We start from the raw sequence: 23,355 nt of genomic DNA, 5'->3' as shown, positions 1-23,355 counted from the left end.
GGGTTTTAACCCTTCAAATCTTAACCTTATGAAATTAACCTTCAGACATTAAAAGAAACCCCTGTTTTTTCTAGGTATCTGTGGTGAAAAAGTCAATTTCGACGTCACCACATTTACGCCCCCAACACCCGATTTTATACCCGATTTTATAAAAATTCGCGATTTTTGACAACAAAAGTAAGAGGTCTCTTACGATCGCCCGCGCTCGATCTCAGATTCGACTCGTGCTAAGATCGCAGAACCCTTAAATACGTTGCTAAAGTAAAGAATTGTTAAATGTCTTTAAAAATTGTCCAAAACTTTGATAGTCACTTTCGCCTCGCGCCGGACGCGAAAGAACGGCTGTTTCACCAGCTAACGAGCGATCGCTTCCTGCAACAAGTCTGTCAGCAAAGCGGCTGTAACGGCGTCGAATTCACAGAACTGCTCTTTCAACCGATCCCCTATAGCACAGAAACCCCGAAAGGAATGCCCAAGGAATTCGAGAAATATCACGAATCTGAGGACTATATTTTAATTAACGTCCCGCCGAATTTTATGTTTGAGGCAAAAATTTTCAAGCCCAGTCGCCTCTGTGCAATTTATCACAAAACTGCTTAAAATCTTCCCATAAAATATTCCTATATCCCTCGTTTTTAGGTGCGATCGATGACAGCAACCACCGAAATTCCAACCCTTGCGAGTTTGCCCCCCAACCCCTTTATCGACGAAAACGGACATATCGCCGACGGCGATGTAAAAGGGAAAGTGGGCGCTTACGCCGTATTTGACGACAGCGAAACCCTACAATATATCGGCTATTCTCGCGATATCGCCTTGAGTTTGCGACAGCATCTCGTGCGACGGCCGCACCAATGTTACAGTTACAAAGTCCAAACGATCGATCGCCCCAGTCGCGCCGTTTTAGAAACCATGCGTCAAGCCTGGATAGAAGAAAACGGAACTACCCCGCCGGGAAACGGTGAAGACGAATCCTTGTGGGTAAATCCTATCGATGTCAGACCCCGTTTGACGGAGGAAGAACGACAGGAAATCGACAACGCAGCCGACGAACTGGCGAAAACTAAACGCCTCAAAAAAGCCGCCCGTCGCCTCGAAGAAGAAGTGCTGGCGGAACTCTCCGCGCGAGGTGTCGCCGAATCCTTGCGCTTCAATCCCAAATTAAAAGAAAACGGCTTGTTGGATTTAAAATAACGGTTGAAATTAACGGTTGAAATAACTATCAGTTTGAGGGGTATTGGATATCGGTTTTAACACTCGATATCTCAAACTCTATCGATGTTTGAGGTGGCGATCGCGGCGCGGGAGGTGGATGCAGTGGAACCCTCTTTACAACAACTCTGGAATCGGGTATTAGAACGGCTGAAAGTTCAACTGACTCAGCCAACCTTCGAGACGTGGATTGAAACCGCCCGCGTCGAAACCCTGGAAAACAAACGCCTGGTGTTGCGGGCGCCCAATCCTTTCGCCCGTAACTGGCTGCAAAAATACTATTTATCGACGATCGCCGATGTTGTTGAAGAAATCTTAGGCGATCGCGTCGAAATTCACCTCTGTAGCGATCGAGAAGAGGGCGTCAGCGACAACGCCGACGTCGCTTATCCCGCCACGCCCCCACCGCCGAAATCCAAAGTTCAAAAACCTCCAGAACTCAACAGCAAGCACGTTTTTTCGCGGTTCGTCGTCGGTTCCAACAACCGCATGGCGCACGCAGCGGCGTTGGCGGTGGCGGAATATCCAGGGCGAGAGTTCAACCCCCTATTTTTGTGCGGCGGTGTGGGGTTGGGAAAAACCCACTTAATGCAGGCGATCGGACATTATCGCTTGGAAATCGACACCAACTCGCGGGTGTTTTACGTCTCCACCGAACGCTTTACCAACGATCTCATCGCCGCCATTCGCCGCGACAGCATGCAGAATTTCCGGCGTCACTATCGCACCGCCGATGTTTTACTCGTCGATGACATTCAGTTTATTGAGGGTAAAGAATACACGCAAGAAGAGTTTTTCCACACCTTCAACGCCCTCTACGAAGCGGGAAAACAGGTCGTTTTAGCCTCCGATCGCCCGCCGAGTCAAATTCCCCAACTGCAAGAACGCCTCTCGTCGCGGTTTTCGATGGGGTTAATCGCCGACATTCAACCGCCGGATTTTGAAACGCGCATGGCGATTTTGCAGAAAAAAGCGGAATACGAAAACATTCGCCTTCCCCGCGAAGCGATCGAATACATCGCCTCGCGTTACAAATCCAATATTCGGGAGTTGGAAGGGGCGTTAATTCGGGCGGTGGCGTACATTTCCATTTCCGGTTTACCGATGACGGTGGACAATATCGCCCCGGTTCTCAACCCCCAAACTCAGAAAATGGAAGCCTCGCCGAAAGTGGTGATGCAGGCGGTATCGGAGATGATGAAGGTATCGATCGAGGATCTCAAGGGAAATTCTCGCCGTCGGGAAATCAGCCAAGTCCGTCAAATCGCTATGTATTTGATGCGCCAACATACGGATTTGAGTTTACCGAAAATCGGTGAAGAATTCGGCGGAAAAGACCATACGACAGTCTTGTACAGTTGCGACAAAATCGCCGAACGAAAAGACAAAGATCCCCAACTGGCGCAACTTTTAACCCAGTTGAGCGATCGCATCAACGTTTCGAGTCGATGATGAGGCGATGATGGGATGATGGGGTGATGGGGTGATGGGGTGAGGAAAAACCCTTCACTCTTCACTGACAACGATCGCAAAGATGGCAAAGATCCCCGGCATCTTGGAGATGCCGGGGATCTGGACTCCCAGAAACTCTTCCCGTTTCACTGAAATTCTTGAAGGGCAATCTACCTACTTATAACGAAAACGGCTGCGCTTGCGCTGTTTGTGGCGTGCCAGTTCTTTCCGTTTGCGCTTCTCAATGGGCGTTTCAAAATGGCGGTTTTTCTTCATATCGGGAAAAATGCCCGCCCGAGAAACGCTACGTTTGAATCGACGGAGTACCGATTCAATTCCTTCGTTTTCGCCCGGTACAACTTGAGCCATGTAATACTCTCTTGATGGTGCAAATAAAGGGCGAGTAAGAAGCGATCGATCGTCAAGCTTCTTACTCGCCCTCACGATGTTTCTATCCAAAGACCGGATCGATCGCCCTGTCTTCAATTATTTCTAACCTTTTACGACTCTCTTGGCGCAAAACGTTAGAAAAGCAGACGAATTGCGACATCGCAAAATCGATCTTTGGATTTAGCTTTAGTAGCGGCGAGAACCGCCTCCGCGATTTCCCCAGCTTCCACCACCACCGGAAGAACGGTTTTCGCGAGGTCGGGCTTTATTCACCTTCAAATCGCGTCCCATCCATTCCGCGCCATCGAGGTCTTCGATCGCGGCGGCTTCTTCTTCTTCCGTCTCCATTTCCACAAACGCAAAACCGCGCATCCGCTGGGTTTCGCGATCGAGCGGAACGTGAACTCGTTTCACAGTTCCGTATTCAGAAAAGGTTTGGGTTAAATCTTCCTGGGTAACGTCGTAGGAAAGGTTCCCCACGTAAATAGACATGATGCGAGATTCTCCTGAATCTTGAGCGTGTAGAGAGTTAGATTCGGGGAACCGTTCTGAAAAACAAACGAATTGCACAGCCGAATTTAAATCTTAGTCAAATCCTAGCACACTCGCGCCATTTTGCAATCGGCCAAAAAGAAGAAAGGGCGAACCATCTTCCCTAACCTTAAGCGGCGTGGCTGGATTCGGCGAAATGCCAATAGGTAACGCCGTTTTTCGTCTCGCAGACCACTAAACCGAACCATTCGAGGCGATCGAGCTTTTCTTGGACGGCCTGTAACTTTTTCGCGGTGGTGCGATCCTTGAATTGGGCGGCGATTTGCTTGAGAGTCCACTGTCGGGGGGTGGTGCGGAGTAAGTTTTTAACGCTTGCAAGACATCGATGGGATGAATCCGTCCCCGTCGCAGGTGTTGCGCCGAGTTGAGAACCGCCTCGACGCGATCGAGGTTTTGACGAGTTCCCGTCCCCAGAACCCCAACTGAGTTAGCGATCCCAGGTTTCGCAACATCGCCCCAATCGGCATCTCATCAAACAGCAATTGCCACGCCAGGACGTCCATATTGCCCACTGGGGGAGCCATTCGTACCACCACACCTGCGCCAACGCCTCGGACGGCGGTGTATCGGGGAGTTCGTTCCATCCTTTGACGACCCAATCGAACAAGCGATCGTGGTCTTCTTTGTGGTCTTCTGTCAGGGGTTTGACCAAAGATTGAGGGTTTCAAGCCCCGCCCTGTTAGGGCGGCATTTGAATGGTAAACTCAAGTCTACTCCGGTGCCGGGTGATTCGTCGGTAGCCCAGCCCGCAAAGGGTCTTTAACGACCATTGCGACATCGGTGCAGAGGTGCGAGAGACCTCTTTAAAGCGGAGATTTAAAGGTGGATCGACGAACCCGGAATCCCCCTGGGAGAACGTCAAGTTGCTGATACTTCAGCAATTAATACGCCAATCCTTTCGCATCGTTGCGAGACAACCCAGCCTGACCCGCCTCGCGCAAGATTTTCCCGAACCCGCGCACGGACTTCGTATAATTCAGCCATTCATAGAAATGGCTTCCCGTGCGAACGACCTTCCAAAAGATATCGGAGAACGCCTGTTTCGCCGCGTTTGAATAAGGAATTTGATTGCTCCACCCATTGAGCTACCGCCACAGTATTGTTGGTAAACCTATTAAGAGGTTTGACTCGATTGGTGGACTGGAGATGTTAGAAAACTGGATTTTATGCCGTCTCTAACCTCTCCGGTGGTGCGATAATCCTCCATACTTCGTTCCCGCAGGACAAGCGCCGTACAAGGATGTTGCAGTGGCTCCCTTTCGGATAACCGCTCGCATTTGTACTATGTCTGTAGTATATTAGGATGTCAACCCCTCGATCGCCGTTATTTTGTAATTTTTGAAAAACTTTGAAAAACTCTCAAAAAAAATTTCTCCCCTCCCTGTTCGTTTCCGGGGTAAATCTGGGTAATCTAAGGGTAGACCCCCAAAAATCGGGGAGTTTGCACGGTCAACCGCAGGAAACTGAGGGTTGCCGTGTTGTTCGGCTTGACGAGACAGTTTTCAGGCTGGCTTGTCCCGATACTTATCGATCGACCGTTCGGTAATGTCTCCAAAACCCCTTGACTTCACCCGATGAGAAGCGTTTGAAAAACTTCTAGGGTGCGATCGACCGTATTCTTCGCTCCGGTTATCGAGTCCCGCCGTATCGGTGGGGCTTTTTTTGTGCGATCGCCCTTCAGAAAGGGTTTGTTAGAATCAGTCAGACTTTGTTGAATCCCCAAGGTGTGAGGGACAATGCCATGAAATCGGCAATACAGCTTTGGCTCGGTGCGATCACGAGTCTCGCATTGGGCGCAACGGCAGCCAGTTACGCCGAACCCGCCTCGGCTCAAGCGGCTTACGGGAGTTACGTCGGCGTCGGTGGAAGCGTCGGCTTTGGAGAGGGAACCAACGCTTCGGGTGCCGTGGCGTTTCGTTATCGCATTCTCGAACTACCGATCTCGTTTCGGACTCAGCTACTCGTGGGTAGCGGCGTGGCGATCGTCCCTACGGTGTCTTACGATATCCCCCTGAACTGGCAAACGGAAGCTTACATCGGCGCGGGGGTATCTTTTACAGGCGGCGACGAAACCCCTGTTGGCGATTCGACGGCGTTCGTGTTGCAACCGGGTATTGACTACGCGCTCCCGAGTAGTAAGCTCATGGTGTTTGGCAACGCCATTATTGCTTTCGACGGCTATGAAGATGGAGGCAGTGGGGTTTCCGTTCAGGGTGGCGTGGGCTTGCAGTTTTAAAGTCTGAGGGATCTGGCATGGAGTTTCGGCACAATACTCAACAATTCTCCAAATTGGACTTGGGGGGATTTCCCTATCTCTGGGCAACGCTTGCCTTGACAGAATAGCTAATATGTGATAATAAATCCGTCCAAACCCAGGAATTAGCGAAGTTTGGTGACGTTCTGGGGTTCGGGTGGGGCGTATTTCTGGTGGCGACGAGCGTTCTTCATCCGAACCTTGGGCGAAGTGGTAACGGCTAGATCCCCGGAATCTTCGAGATTCCGGGGATCTCAAACACCTCGATCGTACCATTACCTCATCATCGAGATCGCACCATCACCCCATCACCGCCGGAAACGACAGTTCCACGGGAACGCCAGGGGTGGGGTCGATGACTTCGCTATCGAGGTTATTTTGTTCGAGTAAGGCGCGGAAGCTGTCGAGGCTTCCCACCGCCCGCAACGCTGACACCAGCAACCCTTCAAAATCCACATCGCCGCCGGCCGCCGTCGGTAGGATATATCTCGGTTGGAGCCATTTCACCACTTCGAGGGCGCTCTCTTGACCTTTGATGAACGGTCCGACGATGGGAAGTACGAGGTTGACGAGGGGGGTAACGACCACCTCGACAGAACCGATGTCTTTTAACATTTCGTCGTGATAGCCGTGGGGTTCGTAGTACAGGCGGGTTCGGGTTTTTAAGTCCGTGAGGAGATAGCCGTTTTCAACCGTCGTCGGGCCGATGGGAGAACCGGGGACGGCTTGGATTTGCAGGCGATCGCCCACCGTGTAGATTTGACGGTGAGACAGGGCGGTGACGTCGCTGTACCCCAGTTTCTCAGCCACTTTCGCCGCACCGGACGACCCGACGACGGGAAGGGAGCGATCGAGTTGTTCTAAAGTGGGCGGGTGGGCGTGGTCTTCTAAGCCCTGAGACAGTAAGATCGCGTCGATTTGCGGGGGAATGGCTTTCGATTTGCGGCGCGTTCCTTTAAAAAGCCACGGTAAGTTTCCGAATACCAGCGGCCCGACCAGCCAGGGATCGAGGAGGACGTGAACCCCGCCCATCTCGATCGACCAGGAATTACTATCTAAATAAGTCAGTTTCATCTCGAAGATTAATATTTTGTAACATCCGATTGTATTGTAGACAATCTGACTCTATACTCGCGTCAGCCTATTCAGGATCTCCGTATTTTTACGTTCTCGACAGCCCAAAGCCATGTGATAGGATCGAAATAGTGCTAGAATCGATAGTTTTCGATTTCGATCGCTTTTCAGTTCTGTTGCATCTACACAATTGGGAATTGCTTGACTTAACCCTTATGTCACCATGACTATTCAAAACTCCAGGGAGCTAAAAAACGAAAGTTTGGAACTGTTGAGCCAGTACCAACAGTCTCCCTCGACCCAGCTTCGTAACCAACTCGTTCAGTTAAATATCGGTTTAGTCCGTAAAGAAGTCCACCATTGGCGTCACCAGTGTTCGGAAACCTACGACGACTTACTTCAAGTCGGTTGTTTGGGACTGATTCGCGCCATCGAACGCTTCGACTTATCTAAAGGCCACGCCTTTAGCTCGTTTGCGATTCCGTATATTCGCGGAGAAATTCAACATTACCTGCGCGATCGCAGCCCGTCGATGAAAATTCCCCGTCAGTGGCTCGCCCTGCAACGACAAGCCAACAAGGTGGTTCAACAACTCTACAACGAACTCCAACGGATGCCGACAGACGAAGAAATCGCCAGCGAAATCGGGGTATCCCTCACGGAATGGCAGCAAGTCCAACTGAGTTGGCGGAACCGCTCTCCTCTGAGTTTAGACGCTCCGATTTGCGACGAGGAAGAACAAGGCATTTCTCTCGGCGCCACGGTTCCCGATCGCAAGTATCGCAGCTTCCAACTGGCCGAAGAAGATCGGATTTTGCTGCAACAAGCCCTCGCCAAGCTAGAATCGGGAACTTGCAAAGTTTTAGAATTCGTCTTTCTCCACGATCTCACGCAAAAAGAAACCGCAGAACGCTTGGGAATTAGTTCTGTGACCGTTTCCCGCCGCGTGAAACGCGGCTTGAGCGCCCTGCAACGCCTCATGCAAGACGGGAAGGAAGAATAGACCAATTCGAGAGATGGCGACACCGAGGAGGCGATCGCAGCGGTTGTATTTCCTCCTTCTGCCCATGGTTCTCGAAACGGTTCTGTCAGTCCTTCTTTAAAATGAAGAGTGGGATGCCTCCGGGTGTCTCGCTCGTTGCGTTTTGAGAGGGAAGCTATGACCTCGGTGCAAAGTCAATCGCCGCAAAGTCAATCGCCGCAAAGTCAATCGCCGCAAAGTCAATCGTCCGTCGTCGATCTCGTGCGATCACAACGGGCGTTTTTCGCCACGGGACAAACCAAAGACGTTAATTTTCGCCTCGAACAACTCAAACGCCTCAAACAAGCGATTGTTGACTACCAAGATCGCATCGTCGAAGCCGTCGGCGCCGACTTGGGCCGCCCGGAATTTGAAGCCTATTTCGAGATCGCGTCGATCGCTGAAGTCAATACCGCCATCAAAAACCTGAAATCCTGGGCGAAACCGAAACGGGTGCCGAATTCTCTCGAACAGTTTCCCTCTCGGGCGCGAATTCACCCGGAACCCCTCGGTGTGGTGTTGATTGTCGCCCCCTGGAACTATCCGTTTCAACTGACGATGAGTCCCCTCGTCGGGGCGATCGCGGCGGGAAATTGCGCTATCCTCAAACCCTCGGAAATTGCGCCCCACACCGCCGCCGTCGTCAGCGAACTGGTGCGATCGACCTTTCCCCCGGAATACATCGCCGCTATCGAAGGGGGCGTCGAAACCAGTCAAGCCCTCCTCGAACAGAAATTCGACAAAATCTTCTTTACTGGGGGAACTCGCATCGGTCAAATCGTCATGGAAGCGGCGGCGAAACACCTTACTCCCGTGACCCTGGAACTCGGCGGAAAAAGTCCCTGTATCGTCGATGCAGACGTGAAACTCAATGTTGCTGTCAAACGCATCGTCTGGGGGAAATGTATCAACGCCGGACAAACCTGCATCGCCCCGGATTACCTGTTGGTCGATCGCCGCATTAAACCCCAACTCCTCGAGGCGATACGCCAGCAATTGCGGGCGTTTCTCGGGGACGATCCCGCCCAAAGTCCTGATTTCAGCCGCATGGTGAGCGATCGACATTTCGATCGCGTGGCGTCGCTGTTGGAAAATACCGGAAAGGCTGAAATCGTCGTGGGCGGACAGGTCGATCGCAGCGATCGCTACATCGCCCCCACCGTCCTCGATAACGTCTCCTGGGACGATGCGGTGATGCAAGAGGAAATTTTCGGGCCCATCCTCCCCGTCTTAGAATACGACCGTCTCGACGAGGCCATCGATCGCATCAACAGCCGTGCCAAACCCCTCGCCCTCTACGTCTTTTCCAACAACAAATCGTTTCAAAACCGCGTCTTGCACGAAACCTCTTCCGGCGGGGCTTGCGTCAACGATACCATCATGCACCTGGCGCTCCCCGATCTCCCCTTCGGCGGCGTCGGCGACAGCGGGATGGGAAGCTATCACGGAAAAGCCAGTTTCGATACCTTCTCCCATTTCAAAAGCGTCCTCAACAAAGGACTTTGGCTCGATCTCAACTGGCGTTACGCACCCTATCGCCAATGGCAACTCAACCTGCTCAAACGTATTATCGGTTGAGATAACCCGTTGAGATAACCCGTTGAGCGATCGCGATTCGTCGAAGCTATTCCTATCCCCGCGCGAACTTATGGAAAATCCCGAAAAACTCACCCGAGAGGTGACGCAATGGCTGGCTGAAATCGCCGCCTTGCGCCAGCAACTCGCCGACGCCCAGCAAGCGATCGCCGAGACAGAAGCCAGCGCTAAACACTGGCGACAGCTTTACAACACGGAAGCCGAACAACGCCGAAAAGAGGCGGAACAGGCGCGGGAAGAGATCGATCGCCTGCGAAAGGAACTCGATCTCCTCAGCCATCGCCCTTTGGTGTTAGACGCCGAAACTCGCAGTCGCGCCGAAGAGGATATCGCCCAGTTAACCACCGAAGAGTTACAAGAAAAGTACGTCGAAACCTGTTTGCAACGCGATCGCTTACAAGGACAAGTTGCAGAACTCATCGAAGCCTTAGAAGCCGAAAAAGCCGATCGCGCCAAAACCCGCGCCGAACTCACCAGCGCCCTCGCCGATGCGGTGGATTTGCTGTCGAAAGCCAAAGGAACGGGGAACAGTCAACAGTGAACAGTGTCTTGGTTGTCACGATATATAAGGGTGCGTGACTTGAAAAATTGGGTTTCGGAAGTTATACGCACCGCTTCCGCGAATGTGAGAGCTGTAAATTGTAACGTACCGCCAATGTATTCCACTATATCCGTCGCCACTCGCTCAAAAAATTAAATATCGCAATTTTTGTAATAAGAATTTAATTCCATTATCGTCAAGCGATTGATTTTTTGTTAAATCAATAGATTCGATCTGTCGCGCGAGAAAGCCTCACATTCTACCCTAAGCCAGATGTATGGCACACACCATTTCGCTAAAATCTGCTTGTTATTACAACTGTCGCGAATTGTAAACTAACCTCACATCCGATCTATGGTTCCTTTAAAAGACGAAAACCCCATTCAAATTACGCCTGTCGTCACCTATACCCTAATCGTGGCGAACCTCGTCATTTTCTTGGGCGAATCCGTTGTGAGTTCGGGACAACTCAGCCAATTCATGCACGAGTTCGCCTTCGTTCCGCAAGAATTCAGTCAAAGTCTGCGCGGAATTGGCACAGACTCCGTATTTCCCGAACCCTTAACCCTTATCACTGCTCAATTCCTCCACGGCAGCATTCTGCACGTCGGCTTTAATATGCTGTATTTGTGGATTTTTGGCAACAACATTGAAGAAGAACTCGGACGCTTTAACTTTACAGTTTTCTATATCACTTGTGGTATTCTTGCCTCCCTGGTTCAATGGTTTTTTGAGACTGGCTCTACTGTTCCCACCTTGGGCGCCAGCGGTGCGATCGCCGGAGTAATGGGGGCGTATATCTTCCGGTTTCCTCAAGTGAGAATTATCACTTTAATTCCCTTGGGTTTCTTTTTCTTTACGGTGCGAGTTCCAGCGTTATTTTTCCTGGGATTTTGGTTCGTGCAACAAGCGTTCAACGGAATTGCCAGTTTTGAAGTTCAAGTTCACGTGGGGAGTATGCAAAATATGGTGGCGTATTGGGCGCACGCGGGAGGGTTTATTTTCGGTGCGTTGTTAGCACCGTTGCTGGGCTTGTTTTCTCGTCAAAATTCGGCTCGATCGATCGAGCCGGAGTCGTTCGAGGAATAGTTGCCCAAGGCCGTTTTTTTAAGCTGAATATTGCCAAGATTTTTCCAGATATCCGGATTTTTAAAATTTCGGGTATCTCAACAGATGGATTTCATCGAGTCTAGTCTTGATTTTAAAGGCGATCGATATCTAATCCCACCAACTCGTCACCCTGTAACACCGTATAATTCCCAAAAACTTTTAAAATTTCCGTACAACTTGAAAGCTCGTCGATCGCCTCTTGCCAAACGTTCTCGTCGCCGTCGGCTTCAAAATCGATAAAAAAGAGATATTCCCCGAGCGATCGCTTCGTAGGACGAGATTCGATGCGACTCATGTTAATGCCGCGACGGGCTAAAATTTGCAGGGGATTTAAGAGGGCGCCCGGTGCGTTTTTCGGCAGACTAAAGGCGATGGAAACTGACTGAGCACCGGGGGCAATCGGCAGTTGGAATTCTAAGCGAGGAGAACGCACTACCCAAAACCGCGTGCAGTTTTCGGCGGCGTCGTTGATGGGATGGGCTAAAATCGGCAAATTGTAGAGTTGTGCGGCGCGTTCGGAGGCGATGGCTGCCAACGTCGCATCTTCGCTGAGATATTGTAATGCTTCTGTGGTGGAATTGGTCGATCGTAGCTGCACTTGAGGTAGGTTGCGTTCCAACCATTTCTGACATTGAGCGAGGGCTTGGGGGTGAGAATAGACGGTTTTGACGTACTCGAGGGAAGCCGAACGGGAAATTAAGGCGTGGTGAATCGGCAAGACTAAGGCTTGTTGCACCTGTAGCGTTTCCCGCTGCCACAGGGTATCGAGGGTGATGGTGACGCTTCCTTGAATCGAGTTTTCCACCGGAACGACTGCCAGGTGAACTTCTTCTCGTTCGAGAGCTTGAAAGGTTTGAGGAATGCTAGAGTAGGGAGATAGTTGGCACTGTAAGCGATCGTCGCGATCGAGCCAACTGGAATAGGCTAGAGCAGCGGCTTCTGTATAGGTTCCCGCCGGACCCAAATACGCGATCGCCAGATTCGTCAGGGTAGAAACGTTCGTCATGAGGTGAGTTGGAGAAGAAGAGTGAATCTCGCTCATCGTAGCAAACCGTTGGTTAATTGATAATTGATAATTGATAATTGATAATCGATCGTGGGGGGGCGATCGCTATCGGTGAAGGGATTTAGAATTTACAATAAATTCTATTCGATACTGTAAAATTTGAGTTAATTTCTTTTTGATAATTTTTGATTTTATATTTTTTTTGTAGGTTTTTGTTTCGTATTTTATTCGATTTCAATTGACACTTAACGAGGGAGCGGATACCATTGAGCCGATGAGTTAAACCCCCACAAAAATGGTGAAAGTTGTCGTCACAGGCGCAGCCGGATTTATTGGATCTCACTTGGTCGAAACCTTGCTCGATCGCGGAGAAACGGTGATTGGTGTCGATCAGTTTAACGACTACTACGATCCCGCCATCAAACGGAAAAATATGGCTGCGGCTCTCGGACGTTCTAACTTTCAACTCATCGAAAGCGACGTGCAGGCGATCGACTGGAACGAACTCCTCGACGGGGTGGAATTCGTGTATCACCAAGCAGCACAGGCGGGGGTTCGTGCCAGTTGGGGGGACGGATTTCGCTCCTACACCGAACGCAATATCAACGCGACGCAAATTTTACTCGAAGCGGCGAAAAACGCCAATCTCAAACGCTTTGTTTACGCTTCTTCGTCTTCGGTGTACGGGAACGCCGCGTCCTTCCCCACTTCTGAAACCACGCTTCCGAAACCGGTGTCTCCCTACGGCGTGACGAAACTGGCGGCCGAGCATCTCTGCGGACTCTATCACGTTAATTATGGCGTTCCCACGGTGGCGCTGCGCTACTTCACGGTGTACGGACCGCGACAGCGTCCCGATATGGCGTTTCACAAGTTTTTGAAAGCGGCGTTGCAGGAGGAATCCATTTCGGTTTACGGCGACGGACAGCAAACGCGGGACTTTACTTTTGTGGCAGACGCGATCGCCGCTAACCTGGCGGCAGCCGAGGCGCCCGAGGCGGTGGGAGAGGTGTTTAATATCGGTGGGGGAAGCCGCGTGACTCTCAAACAAACCATCGAGACGATGGAGAAAATCGTCGGAAAGCCGATTTCGATTGATTATCAGGAAAGCTCGAAAGGGGACGCCCGCCATACCAGTGCGGATGTCTCGAAAGCGCAAAAGCTGATCGGTTACGCCCCGAAGGTGTCGATCGAAGAGGGGTTGCGTCGAGAATGGGACTGGGTGCGATCGCTCTATCGTTGAGTCGGGCAAATCGCCAGCGTACCGCCATCGCCGTCGAGTTGCGCCGGGATACCCACGGGTAAGGTGCAGTTGATGCCATCGTGTCCGAAGGGTAAGTCGGAAACGACGGGAATTCCTAAATCCGACAGGCGATCGCGCAAGACTTCTTCGGCGGTGAAACTGGGAACGGTGACATCGCTGCGGCTAAACCGTCCCAGGGCGATTCCGGCGATGTTGTCGAAACGTCCCGACATCCGCCAGTGAGTCAACAGGCGATCGATGCGATAGGGGGCTTCGCCAATGTCTTCAAAGGCTAAAATCGCCCCGGTTAAATCCGGTTCGTGAGGCGTTCCGATGAGGTGAGTCGCGACGGCGAGATTACCGGGAAACAGCCGTCCGCTGGCCGTTCCGCCGCCCCATCCCTGACCGACGAGGGGATCGATCGACCCACCGGACACCCAGTCGAACAGGCGTTTTTGAGAGGATGGCGGTTCCTGGGCTAACGTGGTCAACAGCGGCCCGTGAACGCCGGAGACGCCCTGTTTGGCCCAACTCCAGAGCAAACTGGTAATGTCGGAAAAGCCGACGAGCCATTTGGGAGTCGTCGCCAGATTCCAATCCCAAGTTTCGAGAAGTCGCGTTCCGCCGTATCCCCCTCGGGCGCAGAGAATTCCTTTAATCGTGGCGTCGGTTAAGGCACGAGAGAGTTGTTCCCGGCGGTGGGCGTCGGTTCCGGCGAGGTAGCCGTGACGTTCTCCGAGTCCCCATTCTTCTACGCGGTAGCCGTGCGATCGCCAAATTTCCACCCCCGCTTCAAACGCCTGTCGGTCTCGCAAACAACCACTCGGGGCAAGGCTAACGAGTAGGTCGCCGGGTTGCAGGGGTGGGGGAAGTTTTAGGGAAAGGGTCATTGTGGGGTGGGTCGGGGGCGATCGCTTTGAGCGTTTATCTAGATTTTGAGATTTTTCCAGCCCATGTGAGTATTTGAACAATATCGTGAAATGGCGAGATTGAAATACGCAAATTAAGACGACGCGATCGGCAACCGTTTGCGAAGGGATTCGCTGCGTTTTTTCGCCACTTTATTATTGGGATCGAGTTTTAAAACCTTTTCGTAAGCATCCAACGCCTGAGCGTCTAAAGTTTTCTTCTCGTAAGAGAATCCTAAATTGTTCCAAGCCGTAATATATTCCGGCAGCAAATCCAATGCTTCTTTGTATTGCCGAATCGCTAAATCGTATTGTTCTTGTGCAGCGTAAGCGTATCCCAATGCGTTATACACCAGTGCTTTATTTTCTTCTTCTTCTAAATCTTTGGCTTTTAAAGCTTTTTGAAGTTGAACGATCGCCTGAGAATAGAGTTTTTTATCTAACAACAAACCGCCGAGTTCGTAAAAATCTTTGGCGGTGGCATCTTTGCCACGAACTCGTTTTTGAAGTTGAGACAGAGTTTTCTCGATCCGTCGAGTTCTGAAAATTTGACGGAGGATAAACCAACCCGAAATCAGTAACAAACCAATCAGTACGGATAAGTATAACAGTGGAAGATTACTGTCCATGACACCGAAAACGAACGATAAATGTACACCGAGGCTACAATCCCCAGATGGCTGCGCGTTCTGTCAGCCAACCTTCAGCACGCCAACGGGCGATGGCCGCGTTAACCTGCTGTCGCAACTCATCATACTGCAATCCTTTGGGCATCACGACCCCTAACGGTTCGGTCGATAGGACTTCTGAGAGGAGGCGATAGTGGGGATAGTCTTGCACCCAGCCGCTTAAGACGCTGCGATCGCCGGCGAAGGCGGTGGCGTTTCCCGCTTCGAGTTGTTGCAGGGCGTCTTGGTAACTCTCGACGCCGAGGAGTTGGGCGGTGGGTAGGCGGTAACGCAGAAGGGGAACTGCACTCGAACCGTTTAACAGGGCAACGGATCGATCGCGCAAGTCCGAGAGTTGGTGAATTTCGGGGTGGCGGGTGACGAGGGCGGTGCCGTCAAGGTAGTAGGGTAGGCTAAAGGATACCAGACGTTCGCGAGAGGGGGTTTGCGTCACTTGGGCGATCGCTAAATCCACTTCGTTTTCGAGAACCGAGGAGATGCGATCGCGGTTCGAGACGGGAATCAGAACCACCGCCTCGGCGTCGCCGAGAATTTCCTCGGCTAAGCGTCTGGCGATGTCGATTTCAAAGCCTTGTAACTGCCCGGTTTCGTCGCGAAACCCCAAGGGAGGCAGGTTGTCTTTGACGGCGATCGATAGATAGCCGCGATCGCGAATTTCTGAAAGCGGTGCCGCTGCCACTGGAGGGGCGATCGATCGCACGATAAACGATCCCACAACAAACGAATGCGCCTCGATCGAACTCAGTCCGATAACTAAACCGAGACTGACACCAAGGCGCACTGTTTGACGAAACCGTCTGGAAAGTCGATGACGCTTCATCGGCTGAAGCCTCTGTTGAGTAGGCGTAACCCTACACTCCTTTAGCCACCTCGACGACTTTGGAAAACCCGTCGGGATCGAGAACAGCCAACTGGGCCAACATTTTGCGGTTGATTTCCACGTTGGCGGCTTTGAGTTTCCCAGTCAGTTGGGAGTAGCTGATACCGTTTTGACGCGCGGCGGCGTTGATGCGGGTAATCCACAGACGGCGGAAATCCCGTTTGCGTTTGCGGCGATCGCGATAAGCGTTCCGCAGGGCTTTCATCACCTGCTGGTTCGCAGTGCGGAAGTTCTTCGAGTGAGAACCTCGGAAGCCTTTGGCAAGTTTTAAGATTTTTTTACGGCGTTTTCGGGCGACGTTCCCGCGTTTAACTCGACTCATTGAGGAATTCTCCTATTGGTTTACAAATACGGCAGCATATCGCGCACGTTTTGCGCGTCGTTGCCATCCACAACGGCTTTGTTGCTCAAGTTGCGTTTGCGTTTGGCGCTTTTGTGTTGAAGCAAGTGGTTTTTGAAGGCTTTGCGGCGCATGATTTTTTTGCCGCTTCCGGTCGCTTTGAACCGTTTGGCTGCTGCTTTGCGCGTTTTCAGTTTGGGCATGGTCGCATAAATTTTGACACAGCATCCTATCATATCGCGATCGATCTCGTCCGCGCAATCGATCGATTCGAGAAAACAATTCTTTCTCAACCATTTCCCAAACCGCCGACTCTGGTACAGTCAAAGCGTACTGCCCAACCTCTGCAACTGCGACGATCGATGAGTTTTGACAAGACTTTTGACGAAGGCGTTATAAAATACCATTGCGATTGGCAAACCGCCGAACCCTTAGCCGAGGCACCTCTGACGCCCTTGATGCAGTGGCGCGATCGCCTCTACGAATTGGGACTCATCGGCACTTACGAGAACGGAATCGGCTACGGAAACGCCAGTCTCCGCCTCGACGACGCCCTCGAATTCGCCATTTCTGGAACTCAAACCGGCCATCTCCCCCACCTGGACGCGCAGGGATACACCCGCGTCACCGCCTTCGACTTGGAAGCCAATACCCTCGTCTGTCGCGGTCCGATTAAAGCCTCGTCAGAATCCCTCACCCACGCGGCGATTTACCGCAAACGTCCCGAAATTCGCGCGATTCTCCACATCCACCATCCGCAATTCTGGAAATCCCTGCTGTATCGGGTTCCCACCACCCGCCCCGAGGTTCCCTACGGAACGCCGGAGATGGCGAAGGAGATGTTTCGCCTCTTCGACGAGGAGGGGTTAGACGAGGCGAAAATTTTGGTGATGGCGGGTCACGAAGATGGCGTCATCAGCTTCGGACGGGATTTAGACGAGGCGGGTGAGGTGTTGTTGCGCCATTTTCAGGACTTGAATTGAGTTGGATTGAATTGAGTTGGATTGAATTGAGTTTTAAAGCAAGGTGGAACAGGCGCGGAGTTCGTCGGGAATTGTCGCGCCGTCGGGGAATTCGAGGAGGGTTTCGTAAGCCCCGAGATAGCCGCTTTCAGCGAAAGACAGCAGCATCCGACAGAGCGCAATCCACACCGATCGCTCGAATTCCCAGTCTTGATTTTTCGGAGATCGATCGGCGATCGATCTCAACGCCCAGAAATAGCTGTTTCGTGTGACCGGACCGCGTTTTTTAAACGGCGGAACGTCGTCTTTGTGGACGTACAGCACGCCGTCTTCGATAGTAGCTCTCATAAATCCAACGATTTTTTCGGGTCTGTTCGCGTCTGTTTTAGCGTTTCGCGTTTTTCCAAACAACAGGATTTTCGCTACAGTAAAACCAATTCAAACAGACGTTCGACAGGTACTATGGGCGCTTCTTCGATGTATTCCGAGGATTACTATGTCGTCCTCGAAACGAACCAACCCGAACAGATTTTAACGGCTGAGGAACTGTTCGCCAAACTGAGGGCGATCGTAGAAAGCCGATCGATGGAGGAACTCCCCCGAGACTTGCAAAAAATCGAGGATATTGACGATCGCGTCCGTTACCTCATGGATAACACCTGCGATCTCGATATGAATCCCGGTGAGTTCCTTCAGTGGTACGCGATTCGCCTGGAAAAATAAACTCAGATGTACCTTGTCGGTGCGTGACGAGTTCTCGGTTTCACGATTCACAACCGATTTTTCAAGTCACGCACCCTACGAGCCGCCCAGATTAGGCTTTGGCGTCGGAAATCAAGGCCACGTCGATAAAATCTTCCTCCGGTTGCTGAACTTCCACGCGCACGCCGGGTCCAAAAAAGGTGGTCATCTCGTCGCATTTCGCCTTCCAGGTGTCGAGGGAAATGCGGGGGGAGTCGAACTCCAGAATTAACGCATAGGCCCCATCGACGGCTTCTTCACGGAGTCCTTCGAGAACGGGGCGTTCTGTATCGTTGGGGCTGAGTCCCAGGCGTTCCAAGCTTTCGAGGAGATGGGCGCGTTCGGCGTAGCGATAGCGAGTCACGTCGCTGCGGATTTGGTTTTGGGTGTCCGTGGCTTGTTCTTCCCGCAGTTTGAGAACCTCTGGGGGGGTTTCCTGAGTGATGGGAACTGGGAGAAGTTCGGCGGATTTGAGGGCTAAGCCGATGAGGAGAATGGGAATTCCGTAGAAGAATCCCGCCAGGTTGAGGGTGGCGTTTCCAGAGAAGTACGCCCCAAAGCCGATGACGGTAATCGCCGCCCCAGCAATGAGGGCGATGGCGGCGAGGGAAGTTTGACGGAGAAACGAGGGCATGATGTGATAAAGCCGTAAAAACGTTGAGTAGAGTTCGATCGCGCGATTCGATCGCGCAATTATCCCGTTTGGCGATTGTCGCGCGATCGATGTCTCCGTTTCAACTAAACGGCTCTGTATCCTCTGTGTCTCCGTGGTGCAAAGTCTTGAACGCGATCGCTTTGAGAATTGTTACAATAACCGCGAACACCCGTCGCCAAAGGCACGATCAGCATGGATACGACTGCAATCCGCGCCCAAATCGATCTCATTGAAAGCAAGCGAGACGTTTTGCTGGACTTACTCGAACGCCCCGATCTCGGAACGCTTCGCATCGATGTCAATCAAGCGTTGGAAGAGATGGACGAGTTAATCGAAGAGTTCAAACGCACCTTTCCCGATTCCGATTCCGACGGCTAGGACAGCCTGTCAATTCGGGTTGTCAATTCTGAAGCCGCCAGTTCGCGAACTGTCTCCACATCGCAACTTAATTTCGTAACGATCGCCCCCTTCGCTTCCTGTCAATAGGTGACAGTTGAGAGAGCGTCGGGGGCGATCGACTGTTTTGAGAGGAAATCGCGTTTACTGAAAGTGTCGAATTCAGGAACGCTACCGCACATGGAAACTCTAGCTTATTTGTTTATCAGTTTACTCGACTCGGATGCTTCTACCGGAAAAATCAAGTCTGAGAACCCTGTTCTCAAAACCTCTCGCCCGTCACCTCAACCGGAGATGTCTCAGACATCCCCCCTCGGATTGATGTTTTTGTAACTCTTTTTTCCGAAATGTTAAAGAAGGTTCCAATTTTCAGGAACCGTTCCCTCAAATGTTGTTGTTTACACTAATACCCTTTTGTATTTGGAGTCAGGAGCCATGTCTGAGAAAAAAGTTTTTCCCGTTACCAGCCAACCCCAACGTCAAACGGTAGAACTGGGATATTTCGTCAACGAAGTGTTTTGGAACTTGCTGTTTCACCCGCAATGGGAACGAGTCTGCAAGGTTCGATCGAAACGCTTGTTCGTTTCCGCCTCCGAGAGCTAAAAACTACGGTTTCGCGAGCCGTTCTTTTACCATAAATAAACACAAAAGTCAACCCCCTAACATTTCGGGATCGATCCCCAACTCTTTCAACTTGGCTGCCAACCGTTCGGATTTTCGTTCTGCTTCCGTTGCGTCGTTCTGCGGTTATCGCCTGTTCTGAGGGCGAAGGAATGAAGGCGCCATCGCGAGTAAACCCCCGCAACCACAGGCGATCGAACCCTCGATCGCGACCCTGCCACAGTCCCAAACTCCGTTCGATTTCCGGTATTTCCACCCGTCCCGCCACAAGTTCGACGGGTGTATATCGAGAAAACTGCGTTGAAAGCGATCGATCGAGCCGGGAAGCACTTTGATAAGATTATACACTTGCAAGAATTTCCGATCGCGCTCCCACAACGAACCGCAAACCTGCGAAAATCGAGGGATTTGCCGTTCGTGGCGCGTCGTAAAAAAACTCGAAACTGACTCGAAATTAAATTCCTATGGCTCAGCAGTACCGCATTACTCTGTTACCGGGCGATGGTATCGGCCCTGAAATTATCCCCGTCGCCGTCGATGCGTTGAAAGTAGTTGGGAAACAGTTCGGCTTCCAACTGACGTTTCAAGAAGGATTAGTCGGGGGTGCTGCCATCGACGCCACAGGAAACCCGCTTCCCGAGGAAACCCTAGAACTCTGCCGCAACAGTGACTCGGTGCTGCTGGCAGCCATCGGCGGTTATAAATGGGATAACCTACCGCGCCACCAACGCCCGGAAACGGGATTGTTAGGCTTGCGAGCGGGTTTGGGCTTGTTTGCGAACCTGCGTCCCGCTACGATTCTGCCCCAACTCATCGATGCGTCCACGTTGAAACGAGAAATCGTCGAAGGCGTGGATATTATGGTGGTTCGGGAACTGACGGGAGGCGTGTACTTCGGTCAACCCAAGGGGGTGTTTGAAACCGAAACCGGGGAAAAACGCGGCGTCAACACGATGGCGTATACCGACTCGGAGATCGATCGCATCGGGAAAGTGGCCTTTGAAACCGCCCAGAAACGGGGCGGTAAGCTGTGTTCGGTGGACAAAGCCAACGTTTTGGAAGTGTCGCAACTGTGGCGCGATCGCATCACCGCGATGGCTTCGCAATATCCCGATGTAGAATTGTCCCATCTCTACGTGGACAACGCCGCGATGCAGTTGGTTCGCGCCCCGAAACAGTTCGATACCATCGTCACGGGGAACCTCTTCGGCGACATTCTCTCCGACGCAGCGGCGATGTTAACCGGAAGTATCGGGATGTTACCCTCGGCGAGTCTGGGTGCAGACGGTCCGGGGGTTTACGAACCCGTCCACGGTTCCGCCCCGGATATTGCGGGACAGAATAAGGCGAATCCCTTGGCGCAGGTTCTCAGTGCGGCGATGATGTTGCGTTACGATCTCGACCAACCGCAAGCTGCCGATCGCATTGAGAAGGCGGTGATGACGGTACTCGATCGAGGGTATCGTACTGGGGACATTATGTCTGAGGGGATGAAACTCGTCGGATGTCAGGAAATGTCCGATGCGTTGATGGCGGCGTTGGAAGAGTAGGGTGTTCGGCGTTCTCGGCTGAAAAAATACTGACTTCTGGTTACAACCCCGGTTTCTTGGAGAAGCCGGGGTTTTGTCGTGGTTTTTTAAAGATTCTGTGAAGCGAGGGGATTGGGGAGGGCGATCGAACGCTGGCTGTCCCTTTCTCTATGGTTTTCGAGAAATTTAGCTGTCCCAAAACGATCGATCGAACCGTCAGATTTTTTCTCTGTTTTATTAAAAAATGTAAATTTTTGGGGTCGTTCCCGTAAAAATCGAAAATTTTGACCGAGTTAATTAGGGAGGGTATACCTTTCAGTAAATCCACGAATCGAGGTCGATCGCTTTACCGAAATTTCACAGACAAACGGGGATCGATCGGCTAATTTGGAATCAACTTGAAGTACATACATATCGAATCAAACTTGGTTCGTCCAACTTACGTAATTTAACGTAAATAAATACGTAAATAGCATAAGCGATCGCATCTCGTAAATCTCTCGTAATCACCATAGCGCGTTCTCTCCAGCCATCAGGAACATCTAAATCATGAGTTCTTCCATTTTCACCAAATGGTTCCAAAGCCGCGTTAAGAATCAACATAAAGCTGAAGAGAACGCGCAAACCTTTATCCTCGAACCCATCTACACGCCGAGCGGTTTAGTCGATGGCGGAGATGACTCCGATGCGATCGACATTCCGCCAAATGAAGACCTAGGTAATTTCAGTAAAAATACAGAAGAAACGGGATCGATCGACCCAACAGATCCCGAAGAAACTAGCAACACTGAAGACATCAGCGACACCGAAAACACCACTGACCCCGAAGAAACTAGCGACACCCTAGACACCACCGACGCCAGCCACATCACCAACGAAGACATCGGCGAAGACATACCCTTCGCCGGAGACGAGACAGAAAACGAAGACACCCCAGACGCCACCGCAGACGACACCGCTGAAGAACCCGTCGCCGCCGAAACCACCACCGAAGAAGAAACAGTAGAAGCCGCAGAAGACGACACCTCTGAAGAACCCGTCGCCGAAGAATCAGAATCCTCCACAGACGACGAAACACCTGAAGAACCCGTCGCCGAAGAATCAGACACTTCAGAAGATGACAGCGTAGAAAACGAAACATCCGAAGAACCCGTCGCCGAAGAATCAGACACTTCAGAAGATGACAGCGTAGAAAACGAAACATCCCAAGAACCCGTCGCCGAAGAATCCGAATCTTCTGACGACGAACTCGACGAAGAAACCGTCGCCGAAGACGAAGAACTCGACAAAGAAGACGAAGAGATTCTCGACGAAACTCCCAAATACGAGCTTCCCGCCTTCAACTCCGGCGTCTTCACCGTCGGAGAAAGCGGAGAAGTCGGCGTAGACTTCCTCTACGACGGCGGAAAATATCGCGGCGAAGTCGCCATATTCAGCCTGTCCGGATTAGACGAACTGGAATTTGAAACCGTCGAAGACTTCATCGCCGAAGCCGCCAATCGAGCCGCCAGTGGCTCCGAACAGGGACATATTGTAATTAGCGACCCCAGCGAAGGCGCACGATTCAACGGTTCCCTCGAAGGAGGAGAAGACTGGAACAGTGGCGATTACAAGGGTGTGAAGACCGTCAACATGAAAGCCGGAGAGAAATTCGGCGTCATGCTGGTTCCCAACGGTCGCGTTTCCGAAGTGGCCAACAATCCCGAAATCGGGGGAACCAAACGGCCGCTGTTTTCGCTGTCTACCGCCAACCCCGATGACGAGTTCCACATCGGTCAGATTGCAGACGTGACCGGGGATGGAAACACCTTCGTCATGGAAGATATGCGAGCCGATGGAAGTAGCGATAAAGATTACAACGACCTGATTTTCCAAGTTCGGGGTGCAACCGGAAGCGCACCTCGAATGGATAGTTTGATTGAAGGTTCTGATTGGCGTGAAAGCGAATTAGGTCAGGATTTAGTGAACTACGCCAAGGGCGAAGAACCCATCGACGAAACTCCTGAACAACCCGAAGAACCCATCGACGAAACTCCTGAACAACCCATCGACGAAACTCCTGAACAACCTGAACAACCCATCGACGAAACTCCTGAACAGCCCATCGACGAAACTCCTGAACAACCCGAAGAACCCATCGACGAAACTCCTGAACAACCCATCGACGAAACTCCTGAACAACC

27 protein-coding genes are annotated in these 23,355 nt (G+C 51.7%); 15 read left to right on the top strand and 12 right to left on the bottom strand.

What is annotated here, in order from left to right; translation table 11 throughout:
- Positions 1 to 276 precede the first annotated feature (276 nt).
- The 3 genes from ACP5D4_RS15410 to dnaA all read left to right on the top strand — a co-directional run bounded on the left by ACP5D4_RS15410 (position 277) and on the right by dnaA (position 2,664).
- Positions 277 to 600, top strand: coding sequence for a hypothetical protein (locus ACP5D4_RS15410; RefSeq protein ID WP_428012511.1), 324 nt, complete (start codon positions 277 to 279; stop codon positions 598 to 600).
- A 48-nt stretch (positions 601 to 648) separates the two neighbouring features.
- Positions 649 to 1,194, top strand: coding sequence for a GIY-YIG nuclease family protein (locus ACP5D4_RS15405; protein WP_428012510.1), 546 nt, complete (start codon positions 649 to 651; stop codon positions 1,192 to 1,194).
- 84 nt (positions 1,195 to 1,278) lie between these two features.
- Positions 1,279 to 2,664: a chromosomal replication initiator protein DnaA gene (gene dnaA, locus ACP5D4_RS15400; protein ID WP_428012509.1), complete on the top strand. Its 1,386-nt coding sequence runs from the start codon at positions 1,279 to 1,281 to the stop codon at positions 2,662 to 2,664.
- Positions 2,665 to 2,838: 174 nt separating this feature from the next.
- Here dnaA and rpsU read toward each other — a convergent pair whose 3' ends face one another.
- The 3 genes from rpsU to ACP5D4_RS15385 form a co-directional block, all read right to left on the bottom strand.
- Positions 2,839 to 3,033 carry a 30S ribosomal protein S21 gene (rpsU, locus tag ACP5D4_RS15395; protein WP_428012508.1) on the bottom strand — a complete coding sequence of 65 codons (195 nt, stop codon included), beginning with the start codon at positions 3,031 to 3,033 and terminating at the stop codon, positions 2,839 to 2,841.
- Between the two features lie 207 nt (positions 3,034 to 3,240).
- Positions 3,241 to 3,546, bottom strand: coding sequence for an RNA recognition motif domain-containing protein (locus tag ACP5D4_RS15390; RefSeq protein ID WP_428012507.1), 306 nt, complete (start codon positions 3,544 to 3,546; stop codon positions 3,241 to 3,243).
- Positions 3,547 to 3,911: 365 nt separating this feature from the next.
- Positions 3,912 to 4,190, bottom strand: coding sequence for a hypothetical protein (locus tag ACP5D4_RS15385; RefSeq protein WP_428012506.1), 279 nt, complete (start codon positions 4,188 to 4,190; stop codon positions 3,912 to 3,914).
- A gap of 1,157 nt (positions 4,191 to 5,347) precedes the next feature.
- Here ACP5D4_RS15385 and ACP5D4_RS15380 point away from each other — a divergent pair.
- Positions 5,348 to 5,842: a hypothetical protein gene (locus ACP5D4_RS15380; protein WP_428012505.1), complete on the top strand. Its 495-nt coding sequence runs from the start codon at positions 5,348 to 5,350 to the stop codon at positions 5,840 to 5,842.
- A 318-nt stretch (positions 5,843 to 6,160) separates the two neighbouring features.
- Here ACP5D4_RS15380 and ACP5D4_RS15375 read toward each other — a convergent pair whose 3' ends face one another.
- Positions 6,161 to 6,934, bottom strand: coding sequence for an MBL fold metallo-hydrolase (locus tag ACP5D4_RS15375; protein WP_428012504.1), 774 nt, complete (start codon positions 6,932 to 6,934; stop codon positions 6,161 to 6,163).
- 223 nt (positions 6,935 to 7,157) lie between these two features.
- On the opposite strand from ACP5D4_RS15375, the gene ACP5D4_RS15370 reads away from it, so the two are divergent.
- From ACP5D4_RS15370 to ACP5D4_RS15355, 4 genes are all read left to right on the top strand, one after another.
- Entirely contained in the window at positions 7,158 to 7,937 is a 780-nt protein-coding gene (locus tag ACP5D4_RS15370; RefSeq protein ID WP_428012503.1) for an RNA polymerase sigma factor SigF, read from the top strand.
- 156 nt (positions 7,938 to 8,093) lie between these two features.
- A complete protein-coding gene (locus tag ACP5D4_RS15365) occupies positions 8,094 to 9,533 on the top strand; it encodes an aldehyde dehydrogenase (protein WP_428012502.1) in 1,440 nt (479 codons plus the stop codon).
- A gap of 70 nt (positions 9,534 to 9,603) precedes the next feature.
- On the top strand, positions 9,604 to 10,092 hold the full coding sequence (locus tag ACP5D4_RS15360) for a hypothetical protein (protein WP_428012501.1): 489 nt from the start codon (positions 9,604 to 9,606) through the stop codon (positions 10,090 to 10,092).
- A gap of 354 nt (positions 10,093 to 10,446) precedes the next feature.
- Positions 10,447 to 11,181, top strand: coding sequence for a rhomboid family intramembrane serine protease (locus ACP5D4_RS15355; RefSeq protein WP_428012500.1), 735 nt, complete (start codon positions 10,447 to 10,449; stop codon positions 11,179 to 11,181).
- 112 nt (positions 11,182 to 11,293) lie between these two features.
- Here ACP5D4_RS15355 and pheA read toward each other — a convergent pair whose 3' ends face one another.
- Positions 11,294 to 12,208 (bottom strand): prephenate dehydratase, encoded by a 915-nt coding sequence (gene pheA / locus ACP5D4_RS15350; RefSeq protein ID WP_428012512.1) that lies wholly within the window; start codon positions 12,206 to 12,208, stop codon positions 11,294 to 11,296.
- 295 nt (positions 12,209 to 12,503) lie between these two features.
- On the opposite strand from pheA, the gene ACP5D4_RS15345 reads away from it, so the two are divergent.
- Positions 12,504 to 13,451, top strand: a complete 948-nt coding sequence (locus ACP5D4_RS15345; RefSeq protein WP_428012499.1) for an NAD-dependent epimerase/dehydratase family protein — start codon at positions 12,504 to 12,506, stop codon at positions 13,449 to 13,451.
- On the opposite strand, the gene ACP5D4_RS15340 is transcribed toward ACP5D4_RS15345, so the two are convergent.
- The 5 genes from ACP5D4_RS15340 to rpmI form a co-directional block, all read right to left on the bottom strand.
- Positions 13,442 to 14,341 carry a S66 peptidase family protein gene (locus tag ACP5D4_RS15340; RefSeq protein ID WP_428012498.1) on the bottom strand — a complete coding sequence of 300 codons (900 nt, stop codon included), beginning with the start codon at positions 14,339 to 14,341 and terminating at the stop codon, positions 13,442 to 13,444. The genes ACP5D4_RS15345 and ACP5D4_RS15340 overlap by 10 nt on opposite strands.
- Positions 14,342 to 14,454: 113 nt before the next feature.
- Positions 14,455 to 14,988 carry a tetratricopeptide repeat protein gene (locus tag ACP5D4_RS15335; RefSeq protein ID WP_428012497.1) on the bottom strand — a complete coding sequence of 178 codons (534 nt, stop codon included), beginning with the start codon at positions 14,986 to 14,988 and terminating at the stop codon, positions 14,455 to 14,457.
- Positions 14,989 to 15,022: 34 nt separating this feature from the next.
- A complete protein-coding gene (locus ACP5D4_RS15330) occupies positions 15,023 to 15,868 on the bottom strand; it encodes a transporter substrate-binding domain-containing protein (RefSeq protein WP_428012496.1) in 846 nt (281 codons plus the stop codon).
- 31 nt (positions 15,869 to 15,899) lie between these two features.
- Positions 15,900 to 16,250 (bottom strand): 50S ribosomal protein L20, encoded by a 351-nt coding sequence (gene rplT / locus ACP5D4_RS15325; RefSeq protein WP_428012495.1) that lies wholly within the window; start codon positions 16,248 to 16,250, stop codon positions 15,900 to 15,902.
- A 20-nt stretch (positions 16,251 to 16,270) separates the two neighbouring features.
- Positions 16,271 to 16,471 carry a 50S ribosomal protein L35 gene (rpmI, locus tag ACP5D4_RS15320; protein ID WP_428012494.1) on the bottom strand — a complete coding sequence of 67 codons (201 nt, stop codon included), beginning with the start codon at positions 16,469 to 16,471 and terminating at the stop codon, positions 16,271 to 16,273.
- Positions 16,472 to 16,630: 159 nt separating this feature from the next.
- Between rpmI and ACP5D4_RS15315 the strand changes: the two genes are divergently transcribed.
- Positions 16,631 to 17,251 carry a class II aldolase/adducin family protein gene (locus tag ACP5D4_RS15315; protein WP_428012493.1) on the top strand — a complete coding sequence of 207 codons (621 nt, stop codon included), beginning with the start codon at positions 16,631 to 16,633 and terminating at the stop codon, positions 17,249 to 17,251.
- Positions 17,252 to 17,284: 33 nt separating this feature from the next.
- On the opposite strand, the gene ACP5D4_RS15310 is transcribed toward ACP5D4_RS15315, so the two are convergent.
- Positions 17,285 to 17,578 carry a hypothetical protein gene (locus ACP5D4_RS15310; protein WP_428012492.1) on the bottom strand — a complete coding sequence of 98 codons (294 nt, stop codon included), beginning with the start codon at positions 17,576 to 17,578 and terminating at the stop codon, positions 17,285 to 17,287.
- A 114-nt stretch (positions 17,579 to 17,692) separates the two neighbouring features.
- On the opposite strand from ACP5D4_RS15310, the gene ACP5D4_RS15305 reads away from it, so the two are divergent.
- On the top strand, positions 17,693 to 17,953 hold the full coding sequence (locus ACP5D4_RS15305; protein ID WP_428012491.1) for a chlororespiratory reduction protein 7: 261 nt from the start codon (positions 17,693 to 17,695) through the stop codon (positions 17,951 to 17,953).
- Positions 17,954 to 18,044: 91 nt separating this feature from the next.
- Here ACP5D4_RS15305 and ACP5D4_RS15300 read toward each other — a convergent pair whose 3' ends face one another.
- Positions 18,045 to 18,605, bottom strand: a complete 561-nt coding sequence (locus ACP5D4_RS15300; protein ID WP_428012490.1) for a DUF2854 domain-containing protein — start codon at positions 18,603 to 18,605, stop codon at positions 18,045 to 18,047.
- A gap of 213 nt (positions 18,606 to 18,818) precedes the next feature.
- Here ACP5D4_RS15300 and ACP5D4_RS15295 point away from each other — a divergent pair, with 213 nt between their 5' ends.
- The 4 genes from ACP5D4_RS15295 to ACP5D4_RS15280 all read left to right on the top strand — a co-directional run.
- Positions 18,819 to 19,004, top strand: a complete 186-nt coding sequence (locus ACP5D4_RS15295; protein WP_017661385.1) for a hypothetical protein — start codon at positions 18,819 to 18,821, stop codon at positions 19,002 to 19,004.
- Positions 19,005 to 19,457: 453 nt separating this feature from the next.
- Positions 19,458 to 19,625: a hypothetical protein gene (locus tag ACP5D4_RS15290; protein ID WP_428012489.1), complete on the top strand. Its 168-nt coding sequence runs from the start codon at positions 19,458 to 19,460 to the stop codon at positions 19,623 to 19,625.
- A gap of 482 nt (positions 19,626 to 20,107) precedes the next feature.
- On the top strand, positions 20,108 to 21,193 hold the full coding sequence (leuB, locus tag ACP5D4_RS15285; protein ID WP_428012488.1) for a 3-isopropylmalate dehydrogenase: 1,086 nt from the start codon (positions 20,108 to 20,110) through the stop codon (positions 21,191 to 21,193).
- Between the two features lie 528 nt (positions 21,194 to 21,721).
- On the top strand, positions 21,722 to 23,355 hold a 1,634-nt coding region (locus tag ACP5D4_RS15280; protein ID WP_428012487.1), incomplete at its 3' end, for a DUF4114 domain-containing protein.

Origin of the sequence: Baaleninema sp. (assembly GCF_049974805.1) — a bacterium.
Taxonomy (GTDB): Bacteria; Cyanobacteriota; Cyanobacteriia; order Cyanobacteriales; family Geitlerinemataceae; genus Baaleninema.
Note: the sequence above shows the minus strand (reverse complement) of the source record. Positions and strands in the feature narration are given on the sequence as shown.